This is a genomic window from Pseudomonas sp. SR18 (assembly GCF_023701505.1).
GTDB classification, from domain to species: Bacteria; Pseudomonadota; Gammaproteobacteria; order Pseudomonadales; family Pseudomonadaceae; genus Aquipseudomonas; species Aquipseudomonas cyclaminis.
Genome location: NZ_JAMQAU010000003.1, coordinates 137,227 through 149,725, shown reverse-complemented (window position 1 = coordinate 149,725; position 12,499 = coordinate 137,227). Strand labels below are relative to the sequence as shown.

Annotated in this window: 10 protein-coding genes; 5 read left to right on the top strand and 5 right to left on the bottom strand. The window is 60.8% G+C overall.

All coding sequences use genetic code 11. From position 1 onward, the window contains the following. The first annotated feature begins 114 nt into the window (after nt 1–114). Nucleotides 115–1,257 carry a class C beta-lactamase gene (gene ampC, locus NDJ82_RS06630; RefSeq protein WP_502941220.1) on the top strand — a complete coding sequence of 381 codons (1,143 nt, stop codon included), beginning with the start codon at nt 115–117 and terminating at the stop codon, nt 1,255–1,257. A 33-nt stretch (nt 1,258–1,290) separates the two neighbouring features. On the opposite strand, the gene NDJ82_RS06625 is transcribed toward ampC, so the two are convergent. Next, nucleotides 1,291–2,568 (bottom strand): ATP-binding protein, encoded by a 1,278-nt coding sequence (locus tag NDJ82_RS06625; RefSeq protein ID WP_099585357.1) that lies wholly within the window; start codon nt 2,566–2,568, stop codon nt 1,291–1,293. After that, nucleotides 2,569–3,276: a winged helix-turn-helix domain-containing protein gene (locus NDJ82_RS06620; RefSeq protein WP_191946199.1), complete on the bottom strand. Its 708-nt coding sequence runs from the start codon at nt 3,274–3,276 to the stop codon at nt 2,569–2,571. 157 nt (nt 3,277–3,433) lie between these two features. Between NDJ82_RS06620 and NDJ82_RS06615 the strand changes: the two genes are divergently transcribed. Then, nucleotides 3,434–4,633 (top strand): MFS transporter, encoded by a 1,200-nt coding sequence (locus tag NDJ82_RS06615; RefSeq protein WP_250925147.1) that lies wholly within the window; start codon nt 3,434–3,436, stop codon nt 4,631–4,633. Here the strand turns inward: NDJ82_RS06615 and NDJ82_RS06610 are convergent. Further along, entirely contained in the window at nt 4,589–5,191 is a 603-nt protein-coding gene (locus NDJ82_RS06610) for a MiaE family protein (protein ID WP_099585360.1), read from the bottom strand. The two genes, NDJ82_RS06615 and NDJ82_RS06610, sit on opposite strands and share 45 nt — an antisense overlap. A gap of 150 nt (nt 5,192–5,341) precedes the next feature. Here NDJ82_RS06610 and uspL point away from each other — a divergent pair, with 150 nt between their 5' ends. After that, on the top strand, nt 5,342–6,211 hold the full coding sequence (uspL, locus tag NDJ82_RS06605) for a universal stress protein UspL (RefSeq protein WP_250925146.1): 870 nt from the start codon (nt 5,342–5,344) through the stop codon (nt 6,209–6,211). Nucleotides 6,212–6,244: 33 nt separating this feature from the next. On the opposite strand, the gene NDJ82_RS06600 is transcribed toward uspL, so the two are convergent. Further along, nucleotides 6,245–6,715 (bottom strand): DUF1289 domain-containing protein, encoded by a 471-nt coding sequence (locus tag NDJ82_RS06600; protein ID WP_099585363.1) that lies wholly within the window; start codon nt 6,713–6,715, stop codon nt 6,245–6,247. Between the two features lie 396 nt (nt 6,716–7,111). Between NDJ82_RS06600 and acnB the strand changes: the two genes are divergently transcribed. Then, entirely contained in the window at nt 7,112–9,721 is a 2,610-nt protein-coding gene (gene acnB / locus NDJ82_RS06595) for a bifunctional aconitate hydratase 2/2-methylisocitrate dehydratase (protein ID WP_099585364.1), read from the top strand. A gap of 217 nt (nt 9,722–9,938) precedes the next feature. On the opposite strand, the gene NDJ82_RS06590 is transcribed toward acnB, so the two are convergent. Continuing rightward, nucleotides 9,939–11,216 (bottom strand): serine/threonine transporter, encoded by a 1,278-nt coding sequence (locus NDJ82_RS06590; RefSeq protein WP_191946201.1) that lies wholly within the window; start codon nt 11,214–11,216, stop codon nt 9,939–9,941. Between the two features lie 223 nt (nt 11,217–11,439). On the opposite strand from NDJ82_RS06590, the gene NDJ82_RS06585 reads away from it, so the two are divergent. Further along, nucleotides 11,440–12,393, top strand: a complete 954-nt coding sequence (locus NDJ82_RS06585) for a 2-hydroxyacid dehydrogenase (protein WP_099585366.1) — start codon at nt 11,440–11,442, stop codon at nt 12,391–12,393. Nucleotides 12,394–12,499: the final 106 nt, after the last annotated feature.

Sequence of the window (12,499 nt, the reverse complement as noted above, 5' to 3'; positions counted from 1 at the left end):
CAGGCAAGCGACGTCATTGTTTGCCCAGCGCTGGCGAACTGCCTATATTTGCCTCGCCCGCGCAGGGTCTTTTTTTTCGATCACTTTCATGGAAACCCTCTCATGCCCCTCTCTATGCTCTCCGGCATGCGCACTGTCACGGCGATAGCCGCCCTTCTCGCTGCCGGCAACTGCCTGGCCGCCACTGACCTGCAAGCGGTGGTGGACGCCAGTGTCAAGCCGCTGATGCAGCAACAGGCCATTGCCGGCCTTGTCGTCGGCGTGGTTCAGGACGGCAACGTGCAGTATTTCAACTATGGCGTCGCGTCCCGGGAGACGCGGCAGCCCGTCAACGAAAACACCCTGTTCGAAATCGGTTCGGTCAGCAAAACCTTCACCGCCACCCTCGCCGGTTATGCAGCGGCCACCGGCAGACTCAAGCTGTCGGCCCCGGCCAGCGACTACCTGCCTGCGCTGGGCGGCGGCAAGTTCGACCACATCAGCGTGCTTAACCTGGGCACCTACACCGCCGGAGGCCTGCCCCTGCAATTTCCGCCTGAGGCGGACAACAACCAGCACATGGTCAGCTACTTCCAGCAGTGGAAACCCGACTTCGCCCCTGGCACCCAGCGGTTGTATTCCAACCCGAGCCTGGGCCTGTTCGGTTACCTCGCGGCGCAGAGCCTCAAGCAGCCGTTCGACCAGGCGATGGAAAAGACCCTGCTGCCCAAACTCGGGCTCAAGCACACCTTCGTCAAAGTGCCTACAAGCCAGATGGACCTGTACGCCCAAGGCTACGGCAAGGATGGCAAGCCGGTGCGCGTCGGCCCCGGCGCCATGGACAGCGAGGCGTACGGCATCAAGACCAGCGCCTCGGACCTGCTGCGTTATGTGCAAGCCAACATGCGCCCCGCGAAGCTGGAAACCGCCGTGCAACAGGCAATCGCCATCACTCATACCGGCTACTACACCGTCGACGGCATGACCCAGGGCCTGGGCTGGGAAATGTACCCCTACCCCATCACGCTCGATGCGTTGATTGACGGCAACTCCACACCCATGGCCATGGAACCGCACAAGGTCAACTGGCTAACGCCGGCGCAGGCGCCCCATGCCAACACCCTGGTGAACAAGACCGGCTCGACCAATGGGTTTGGTGCCTATGTGGCCTACGTGCCGAGCAAGGGATTGGGGGTGGTGATCCTGGCGAACAAGAACTACCCGAATGCGGAGCGGGTGAAAGTGGCCCATGCGATCTTGAGTACGCTGGACCACTAAAGCCTGGCACAAAAAGAACGGGGGGCGACGACGTTACTCGGCATACGCCCAGGTCATCCGAAACGACGCCCCACCCCATTGCGAATCCACCACGTGCACCTGCCCGCCGTGCCACTGGGACACTCGCTGCACCAGCGCCAGGCCCAGGCCGAAGCCGCCGGTGCGGCGGTCGCGGCTGGCGTCCAGGCGCATAAACGGCTGGAAGATTTTCGCTCGACCGTCCTCGGGCACACCGGGGCCGTCGTCGCACACCCGCACCTCATAACCGTTACCGAATTTGATCAGCGACACGTCCACGCGGTGCTCGGCGTAACGGATGGCGTTGCGCAGCAGGTTGATCACCGCCCGCGCCATGAAGCGCGGTTCGATCTGGATCACATCCACCTCACAGGCACGCAGCGACAACTGGATGCCCGCCGCTTCAGCTTCCAGCGCGACGCTGCCGATCACGCTGTCGAGCCAGCTGTGGGCTTCGATGGGCTCGCGGGTGACCTGGGTCGCACCGCGCTCCAGGCTGGCGTAGGTCAGCAGTTCGGAGACCATTTCTTCCAGTTCGCCCAGGTCGGCGTACATATCGGCGATCAACTCGCCGCGTTGACGCGGATCGGCCTGCTGCTTGAGCTGGTCGAGTTCGAACGACAAGCGCGCAATGGGCGTGCGCAGCTCATGGGACACCGCGTTGGTCAGTTCGCGCTGGTTGGCGATCAGGCTCTCGATCCGCTCGGCCATTTGATTGAAGTGCCCGGCCAGTTCGCGCACGGTGGAACGGCGCGGCAGCAGGATGCGCGAGCCGAGGTCGTTGTCGCCAAAACGTTGCGCGGCCAGGCGGATGTGCTCCAGATCACGCCAGTGCGGGCGCACCCAGAAATACAGCACCACCGCGAGGCACAGGCCCAGCAGGCTGTAGGCCCACAGGTACAGCCATTTAGGCTCTTCGGGGAGTTTGATTTCGAGCAGTTGCGGGCTGCTGTCGATACGGGCAATGAACTCCATGAAGTCACCGCGCACCACCAGGCGCCCGTCTGCCAGCAATTGTTGTTCACGGGGGCTCAGGGCCAACTCATCACGATGAACCAGCTTGAGCAGCAAGCCGTAATGGGGCTGCAGCTCGGCCAGCCGCGCCGGGCGAGCATCGGTCGGCAGCAGGCGCAGTTGTTCCACCAGGCCATACGCCGGGCCGCGCATGGCTTCGCGGTTATAGGTTTCGTTGGCTTCGGGCAGCAGCTCATCGAAGGTGTAGTTGACCAGCCAGATCGCCCCCGCCAAACCGAGCGCCAGGATGATGTACAGGCGCATGTACAAACGCAGCATCTAGACCTCCCACGCGAACGGATTGAACAGATACCCCTTGCCCCAGATGGTCTTGATGCACACCGGTTCGCGGGGATTGTCGTTGAGCTTGCCGCGCAGTTTGCTGATGTACACGTCGACGCTGCGGTTAAGGCCGTCGAATGCAATGCCGCGCATGCGGTTGAGAATGTCATCACGAGAAAGGATGGTGCCGGCGTTGCTGGCCAGCAACCACAGCAGTTCGAATTCCATGGTGGTGAGGTCGATCTTGTCGTCACCCAGACTGACCATCCGGCAACTGCGGTCGATGGCCAATCGACCGAATGCCAGCGCCCCGCGCACGCTCGGCTCCGGCAGCTGGCGACGTTGCAGCGCGCGCAGGCGCGCCAGCAGCACCGGCGGCTTGATCGGTTTGATCACGTAGTCATCGGCGCCGGATTCCAGGCCGAGGATATGGTCCAGGTCATCCTCCTTGGCAGTGAGGATGACGATGGGGGTGTCGGAAACGCTACGAATCTCGCGGCACACCTGCAGGCCGCTCTGGCCCGGCAGCATCAGGTCGAGTACGACGATTTTCGGCTTGAACGCCAGGAACGCCGCCAGGGCTTCATCGCCTCGGTGCACCACACGGGGCTCGAAGCCATGCTGTGATAAAAAATGCGCGATCAGCCCCGCCAGCTTTTCGTCGTCCTCAATGAGCAGAACCTTACCCTGACCCAGGTTTTCCATACGTTCTCTGTGTGCGCACGCGGATTGAAGAGCGCGCATTATAGGTGGCAAGCTGGGCAACTGAAGCATTCAGCCGGACGCTGCCACGCAAGCTTCATGTTATTAAGAGTTTTTTACAAATAGCCCGCACTCTTTAACGCCATTCACAAGGAGTTGTATGCGCAAGGATTACCTGGCGTTCTTTGTTTCGCTGTTCCTGTCGCGCCTGGCGGACCAGATCCTGCTGTTTATCGTGCCGCTGATCGTATTCCAGACCACCCGAAGCGTGTCGTGGGCAGGCCTGGCATTTTTTATCGAATCGCTGCCTCGCTTCCTCGCCTTCCCGGTGTGCGGCGCCCTGTGCGACAAGTATTCGCCGGTGCGCATCCTGCACATCAGCCAGGCCTACCGGGCGTTGGCGTGTGTGCTGGCGGTGGCACTGTACGGGATATTCGACGGTATCTACTGGCTGGTGCTGCTGTCTGCATTGTGCGGCGTGCTGACCACCCAAGGCATCATGGCCCGTGAGGTGCTGATGCCGCATATCTTCAAGCACTACACCTACACCAAGACCTTGTCCTATTCACAAATCGCCGACCAGAGCGGCCTGGTGCTGGGCCCGCTTGTGGCAGCGCTGATGCTCGAAATATGGCCTTGGCACTGGGTGGTGCTGGCTGTCGGCGGGCTGTTTGTGCTGGCAGACCTGGCCATGCTGATCTGGCAACGCACTACCACGGTGAGCCTGCAAAGCCATGCACAGCACCGTGACATCTGGTTGCAGCCGCTGCGCATTGCCTTCGGGCATATCCGCAGCCTGGCGGAACTGAAGCGGGTCATTACCCTCGCTGTCGGCGTGAACCTGTTGATTGGCGTGACACTGGCCACATCGGCGGCAATGGTTACGGGCCAATATGCAGCCAGCAAGGATACCTACGCCCTGCTGCAAGCTGCCGGCGCGGTCGCCACCATCGTCATCCTGTCTTACCTGGCACGCTCGTCATTGGCGCTGAAGGTCATGGGCGGGCTGTCGTATTCAACGATTGCCGCAGGGGCGTTGATCATGGCGGTCAGCCCCACCTTGTGGGGCTACACCTTGGGTTTCCTGCTGGTCACCGGTTTCGACAAGATGTTCAACGTGTACCTGCGCAGCACCCGTCAGCGGGTGATTCCGGCGCAGGACTTCGGTAAGACGGTGGGCGTGATCACCTTGCTCAATAACCTGCCGCAACCCTTGGCAGGGCTGATGATTGCCGTACTCGCAGCGCCACTTGGCACGCAAACAGTGATCCTGCTACTGACGGCGATCACCACCTTGCTCGGCGTGGCCGTGGCGTCAGGCTGGCACGCCACTGTGAAAGCGGAACTCGACGTCAGGTGACTCGATCAATTCCTGCTCGGCCGCTCTGACCCGCTCGATCACCTGGGCAATATCCTTGGCGTCGCCGTACTGATAAGCCAGTTTCAAGTAACCCTGGAAATGCCGCGCCTCGCTTTTCAGCAGGCCGAAGTAGAACTTGCTGAGTTCTTCGTCCAAATGCGGCACCAGCGCTTCGAATCGCTCGCAACTGCGCGCTTCGATAAAAGCGCCGACCACCAGAGTGTCCACCAGCTTAACTGGCTCATGACTGCGCACAACCTTGCGCAAACCCGAGGCATAGCGGCTGGCGTGCAACTGGCGCAGTTCGATCTTGCGCTTTTTCAGCAGGCGCATGACCTGCTCGTGGTGCACCAGCTCTTCGCGGGCCAGGCGCGACATCATGTTGATCAGGTCGACATGGCCGTGGTACTTGGCGATCAGGCTCAGGGCGGTGCTCGCGGCTTTGAATTCGCAGTTCTTGTGGTCGATCAGCAGGGTTTCCTGGTCGGCCAATGCGGCCTGGACCCAGGCGTCAGGGGTGCGGCAACCGAGGAATTCGTGGATTTCTGGCAGGTTCATCGGGCTCACGGGCAAAAGGATCACAAAAGGCCGGCGATTATACCGACCACGCCGCAGACCACCAGCCACTGGCCTTGATGTGCATCAACATGACGGCTGCCGGGCAGCAACTATAGTTACCCCACGCCCACTCTTTTGGAGTTCCCCACCATGCAAGCCATCCGCAGCATCCTGGTGGTCATCGAGCCCGAGCATTCGGAGAGCCTGGCCCTCAAGCGCGCCAAGCTGATCGCCGGGGTCACCGGCGCGCACCTGCACTTGCACTTGCTGGTCTGCGACAAGAAACATGAGCATTCGGCGCTGCTGAGTCTGCTCAAGGCGGGCTTGCTGGAGGATGGCTACAGCGTAACCACCGAGCAGGCCTGGAATAACAGCCTGCATGAAACCATTATCGACGTGCAGCAGGCCGAGGGCTGCGGCCTGGTGGTCAAGCAACACTTTCCCGACAGCCCGCTGAAAAAGGCGCTGTTGACGCCGGGGGACTGGAAGCTGCTGCGGTACTGCCCGACGCCGGTGCTGCTGGTGAAGACCGCTGCACCGTGGGCCGGCAAGGTGATTCTGGCGGCCATCGATGTGGGAAATAACGATGGTGAGCATCGCTCGTTGCACAACGCGATCATCGACCATGGCTTTGATATCGCCAGCCTGGCCAAGGCGCAACTGCATGTGATCAGCGCCCATCCGTCACCGATGCTGTCGGTAGCCGACCCGACCTTCCAGCTCAAGGAAACCATCGAGGCGCGCTACCGCGAGCAGTGCCGGGCATTTCAGGCCGAGTTCGATGTCGATGACAAACACCTGCATATCGAGGAAGGCCCGGCCGACGTATTGATTCCACATTTTGCCCACACACTGCAGGCGGCCGTGACCATCATCGGCACCGTGGCGCGCACCGGCATTTCCGGTGCACTGATCGGCAATACGGCAGAGGTAGTGCTGGATAAGGTCGAGGGGGATGTACTGGTACTCAAGCCCCAGACGCTGATGGATCATCTGGAAGACCTCGCCACCAAACCCTGAGACACTGAAGCTCCCACATTTTGATCCGTGTTATCAGTCTGGTAGCGCGTCTCTGAGGAAACCCGGCGCGATATAGCGCTGGTAATGCGCCTCGGAAAGGATAAAGAACTCACGGTCAATCGCATCGCGCAGGTCCGGCAAGGCCCAATCACGAAACTCCGGCAACAGCACCATGCCGTACGCCTCCAGGTTATTGATGACCCGCGCGCCACGGGCAATCAACTGATAAGCCCAGCAGTACTCGGACTGGTGCGGCACGAAGCGGATCTTGCGCTGTTCCAACTGACCGCGCAGGGTCTTGGGGTCGAAAATCTCCAGTTTGCCGGCCATCACCTGCACCAGCAGTTGCTCCAGACGCAGCCAAACCGCACGTTTTTGCTCTTCGTTGTAGCCATTCCACAGGATCACTTCGTGGTGGAAGCGCTTGCAGCCACGGCACACCAGGTCGCCGTAAACCGTGGAGCACAGGCCGACGCAGGGGGTCTTGATGGTTTGGTTGGGCATGGGCAACAACACACAAATCAGCGAAACAGTGCGCCATGTTAGCCCTTTGTCTAAGGTTGATCACCCAGCAAACTTGCCATGGCAACTTACCTTTAGAAATTTTTTGCCGTAGAATCATCCGGCCTTGTAAGGCGCCAATAATCCGCTGGAAGCTGTTTTCAAAGCGTCACGAGCACAGTCGTTCCTTCAGAACGGTGTTGGCGCGGGTTTGACCCCGGTAGGTCAAAAACCGCGCCAACCCTCATCAGCTCCGTTCTGCAGGCGTAAAACTTTGAAAGCAGCTTCTGTGAGGAATGCCGGCAGCGCTGGCTTTGCGGCCCAAAAAGCCCCCGAGCGCATGCGTGCCGTTCATTTCTGGATGAGCGTCCCGTGGGACCACTGATGAGGGTAATAACTGTGCTTGAAGCCTACCGCAAACATATCGAAGAGCGTGCAGCCCTGGGTATTGTTCCCCAGCCGCTTAACGCCGAACAAACCGCAGGCCTGGTCGAGCTGCTGAAAAATCCTCCGGCTGGCGAAGAAGAATTCCTCGTTGACCTGATCACCAACCGCATTCCACCAGGTGTTGACGAAGCTGCCTACGTCAAGGCCGGCTTCCTGTCTGCCCTGGCCAAGGGCGAAGCCACTTCCCCCCTGATCGACAAGAAACGCGCTGTTGAACTGCTTGGCACCATGCAAGGCGGCTACAACATCGTGACGTTGGTCGAGCTGCTGGACGACGCCACGCTTGCGCCTGTCGCTGCCGCCCAACTCAAGCACACCCTGCTGATGTTCGATGCGTTCCACGACGTGGCCGAAAAAGCCAAGAACGGCAACGAGCACGCCAAAGGCGTGATCCAGTCCTGGGCTGACGGCGAATGGTTCCGCAACCGCCCTACCCTGGCCGACAAGATCAGCCTGCGCGTGTTCAAGGTCACCGGCGAAACCAACACCGACGACCTGTCCCCTGCGCCTGATGCCTGGTCCCGTCCAGATATCCCGCTGCACGCCCTGGCCATGCTGAAAATGGCTCGCGAAGGCATCGTGCCGGACGAGCAAGGCAAGACTGGCCCGATGAAGCAGATCGAAGAGATGCGTGGCCAAGGCTTCCCGATCGCCTACGTCGGTGACGTGGTCGGTACCGGTTCGTCGCGTAAATCGGCGACCAACTCGGTATTGTGGTTCTTCGGCGACGACGTTCCTTACGTGCCGAACAAGCGCGCCGGCGGCTTCTGCTTCGGCAGCAAGATCGCTCCGATCTTCTACAACACCATGGAAGATGCCGGCGCACTGCCGATCGAATTCGACGTTACCAACATGAACATGGGCGACGTGATCGACCTGTACCCCCATGCTGGCAAAGTCTGCAAACACGGCACCGACGAAGTCCTGACCACCTTCGAAATGAAGACCCCGGTATTGTTGGACGAAGTCCGCGCCGGCGGCCGTATCCCGCTGATCATCGGCCGTGGCCTGACCGACAAGGCTCGCGCCGAACTCGGCCTGGGCCCTACCGACCTGTTCAAGCTGCCTGAAGCGCCTGTCGACACCGGCAAGGGTTTCACCCTGGCGCAGAAAATGGTCGGCAAGGCCTGCGGCCTGCCGGAAGGCAAAGGCGTTCGTCCAGGTACGTACTGCGAACCGAAGATGACCACCGTGGGTTCCCAGGACACCACCGGTCCGATGACCCGTGACGAACTGAAAGACCTGGCGTGCCTGGGCTTCTCGACGGACCTGGTGATGCAGTCCTTCTGCCACACCGCGGCCTATCCAAAGCCGATCGACGTGACCACCCACCACACCCTGCCTGACTTCATCATGACCCGTGGCGGTGTATCGCTGCGCCCAGGCGACGGCATCATCCACAGCTGGCTGAACCGCATGCTGCTGCCGGATACCGTCGGTACCGGTGGTGACTCCCACACCCGTTTCCCGATGGGCATCTCGTTCCCGGCCGGTTCCGGTCTGGTCGCCTTCGCCGCAGCCACTGGCGTAATGCCACTGGACATGCCGGAATCGATCCTGGTGCGCTTCAAAGGCAAAATGAAACCTGGCATCACCCTGCGTGACCTGGTTCATGCCATTCCTTACTACGCGATCCAATCGGGTCTGCTGACCGTCGAGAAGAAAGGCAAGAAAAACGCCTTCTCGGGCCGCATCCTGGAAATCGAAGGCCTGAACGACCTGACGCTGGAGCAGGCTTTCGAGCTGTCCGACGCCTCGGCCGAACGTTCGGCTGCCGGTTGCACCATCAAGCTGTCGAAAGAGTCCGTCACCGAGTACCTGAACTCCAACATCACCCTGCTGCGCTGGATGATCGGCGAAGGCTACGGTGATCCACGTACCCTGGAACGTCGTGCCCAAGCGATGGAAGCCTGGGTTGCCAACCCAGAGCTGATGGAAGCCGATGCCGACGCGGAATACGCCGAAATCATCGAGATCGACCTGGCCGAAATCAACGAGCCGATCCTCTGCGCACCGAACGACCCGGACGACGCCCGTCTGTTGTCCAGCGTTGCCGGCGAGAAGATCGACGAAGTGTTCATCGGTTCGTGCATGACCAACATCGGTCACTTCCGCGCTGCCGGCAAGTTGCTGGAACAGGTCAAGGGGCAGCTGCCAACCCGTCTGTGGCTGTCGCCGCCGACCAAGATGGACGCTCACCAACTGACCGAAGAAGGCTACTACGGCATCTACGGCAAGGCTGGCGCGCGCATGGAAATGCCGGGCTGCTCGCTGTGCATGGGTAACCAGGCACGTGTAGAACCGAACTCGACCGTTGTGTCGACCTCGACCCGTAACTTCCCGAACCGTCTGGGTGATGGCGCGAACGTCTACCTGGCCTCGGCTGAGCTGGCGGCAGTGGCCTCTACCCTGGGTCGCCTGCCGACCGTCGAAGAGTACATGGGCTACGCGGCGAAACTGGACACCATGGCCAGTGACGTCTACCGCTACCTGAACTTCGACCAGATCGCTGAGTTCCGCAAGATCGCAGCAAGCGCCAACATACCGGTGATTCAAGCCTAAGGTGTTGATGTGAAAAAAACGCCGCGTATCGCAAGGTACGCGGCGTTTTTTTATACCTGGAATACGGTTTTCATAACACTGAAAGGCAAATGTGGGAGGGGGCTTGCCCCCGATGGCAGTGGGTCAGCCAACTCATGGGGGGGCTGATACACCGCTATCGGGGGCAAGCCCCCTCCCACATTTAGACCTGTGCTGCCCTTGAAAGCAGCGTCAGACCTCAAACAATAAACGAATACACCAACGCCGTAATCGCCACCAGGCCAACCGCCGTCACGAATACGTTGGACGCCTGCCCACGGTACTTGGCCATGGCCGGCACCTTGCGGATGGCGTACATCGGCATCAGGAACAGGATCGACGCAATGATCGGCCCGCCGAGGGTTTCGATCATGCCGAGGATGCTTGGGTTCAGCGTGGCAACGATCCAGCACACCACCAGCATAAAGGCAGCAGTCATGCGGTCCAGAGTCTTGGCCGCCGGACGACGACCACTCTTGAGCACCAAGCCCTTGAGGCCTTCACTGGCACCGATGTAGTGGCCCAGGAACGACTTGGCAATCGCCACGAATGCGATCAATGGCGCGGCAAACGCGATGGTCGGGTTGTTGAAGTGGTTGGCCAGGTACGACAGGATCGACAGGTTCTGCGCCTTCGCCTCAGCCAGCTGCGCCGGCGACAGGGTCAGCACGCAGCTGAAGACGAAGAACAGCACCATTACCACCATCAACAGATGCGCGCGGGACAGGATCTGCGAGCTGCGCTCATCGGCATGGGCGCCGTACTGGCGTTTCTGGTCAACCGCGAAGGCCGAGATGATCGGCGAATGGTTGAAGGAGAACACCATCACCGGAATCGCCAGCCACAGGGTATTGAGCAGCGCAGACGGTGCCGGGACCACACTGGCGGTGCTGAGGATGCCGCCGTTCCAGTGTGGGATCAGGTACACCGCGAGGAACAGCAAGGCGACGATAAACGGGTACACCATCAGGCTCATGGCCTTGACGATCACCTGCTCACCGCAACGCACCACGGCCAGCAGGCCAAGGATCAACACAAACGACAGGATCGCCCGTGGCGGCGGCAGGATGTGCAGTTGGTGTTCCATGAAGCTGCTGACCGTGTTGGTCAGCGCCACGCTGTAGATCAACAGGATCGGAAAGATGGCGAAGAAGTACAGCAAGGTGATCAGTGCACCCGCCTTGATACCGAAATGTTCTTCCACCACGTCAGTGATGTCCGAACCTTCACGCCCGGAGAGTACGAAACGGGTCAGGCCACGGTGGGCAAAGAACGTCATCGGAAACGCCAGCACCGCCAGGATCAGCAGCGGCCAGAAGCCACCCAGGCCGGCGTTGATGGGCAGAAACAAAGTACCGGCGCCGATGGCCGTGCCGAACAGGCCGAGCATCCAGGTGGTGTCCTGGCGGCTCCAGCTTGTGAGGGTTGCAGGTGTCGTTGCATAGCGTTCGTCGACGCTATTGGCCTGATCATTCATCCGGTCGGATCTCCGCATTTACACGGCCGGGACGAGTCAGAAAAACCTGACAGGCAGCGCCCCGACCATAGAAGGGGCCGGATTGTCCGGGATTCTTGTGAATAAGCAAAGACTTAGCTGAGGAATGGTAGTCCCGTGCCGCTGCGGCAGTCCTTGCATCAACCCCCTATAAAATGTCGCATACTCTCTCTTCCATACCGCCTCCCCAAGGAAGAGCCGTCCGATGACCACCACTGTCCTGGTCCTGGTTGAAACCATCAACGACTACCTGCCCATTATCGAGAGCAACGACTTTCATGTGATCCTTGCGCCGACGCCCGCCGAGCGCGCCCAGGCCATCAAGGTTCACGGCGGCCAGATCCAGGCCGTGCTGACCCGTGGCCCGCTGGGTTTGTATGCCGAGGAAATCGCTGCCCTGCCGTTGCTGGAAATTATCTGCGTGATCGGCGCCGGCTATGAACATGTGGACCTGCAGGCGGCCAGCAACCGCGGGATCGTGGTCACCAACGGCGCCGGGGTGAACGCGCCGTCGGTGGCGGACCACGCCATGGCGCTGTTGCTGTCCCTGGTGCGCGGCATCCCGCAGACCGATGCCGCCGTGCGACGTGGGGAATGGCCCAAAGTGATGCGCCCTTCCCTCGGCGGCAAGCAGTTGGGCATTCTCGGACTGGGCGCCGTGGGCCTGGAGATCGCCAGGCGCGCCGCCCTCGGATTTGGCATGGAGGTGAGCTATCACAACCGCCAGCCCCGTGACGATGTGGACTACACCTACTGCGCCACGGCGGTGGAACTGGCGCGCACCTCGGATTTCCTGATCCTGGCCACGCCTGGAGGCCCGAGCACCCGTCACCTGATCGATCGTCTCGCCCTGGATGCTTTGGGGCCCAATGGCTACCTGGTGAATATCGGCCGTGGCAGCGTGATCGTCACCGCCGACCTGATCACTGCCCTTGAACAACGTCGCATTGGTGGTGCCGCGCTGGATGTGTTCGACGACGAACCCAATGTCCCCGACGCCCTCAAGCACCTGAGCAATGCCGTGCTCACCTCCCATGTGGCGGGCCTGTCGCCGGAAGCCGCCCACGACACCGTGCAACGGGTGGCCGACAATCTGGTGGAGTACTTCGCCGGCCGAGCGGTGCTCACCCCAGTAGCCTTGCCCGCGCCCGTAAAATGACCGATCAGGCACGCTGATCGCCCGCCAACACGCTAACCTATTAAGCCGCCCCGACCTTGTCGCTGGGCGGTTGTGCGCATTAGATTAGGAAATAGTCCAAGGCCTT

Coding starts and splice junctions, on each gene's coding strand:
- ampC (WP_502941220.1), top strand. CDS start 115: ATGCTCTCCGGCATGCGCACTGTCACGGCGATAGCCGCCCTTCTCGCT.
- NDJ82_RS06625 (WP_099585357.1), bottom strand. CDS start 2,568: ATGCTGCGTTTGTACATGCGCCTGTACATCATCCTGGCGCTCGGTTTG.
- NDJ82_RS06620 (WP_191946199.1), bottom strand. CDS start 3,276: ATGGAAAACCTGGGTCAGGGTAAGGTTCTGCTCATTGAGGACGACGAA.
- NDJ82_RS06615 (WP_250925147.1), top strand. CDS start 3,434: ATGCGCAAGGATTACCTGGCGTTCTTTGTTTCGCTGTTCCTGTCGCGC.
- NDJ82_RS06610 (WP_099585360.1), bottom strand. CDS start 5,191: ATGAACCTGCCAGAAATCCACGAATTCCTCGGTTGCCGCACCCCTGAC.
- uspL (WP_250925146.1), top strand. CDS start 5,342: ATGCAAGCCATCCGCAGCATCCTGGTGGTCATCGAGCCCGAGCATTCG.
- NDJ82_RS06600 (WP_099585363.1), bottom strand. CDS start 6,715: ATGCCCAACCAAACCATCAAGACCCCCTGCGTCGGCCTGTGCTCCACG.
- NDJ82_RS06590 (WP_191946201.1), bottom strand. CDS start 11,216: ATGAATGATCAGGCCAATAGCGTCGACGAACGCTATGCAACGACACCT.
- NDJ82_RS06585 (WP_099585366.1), top strand. CDS start 11,440: ATGACCACCACTGTCCTGGTCCTGGTTGAAACCATCAACGACTACCTG.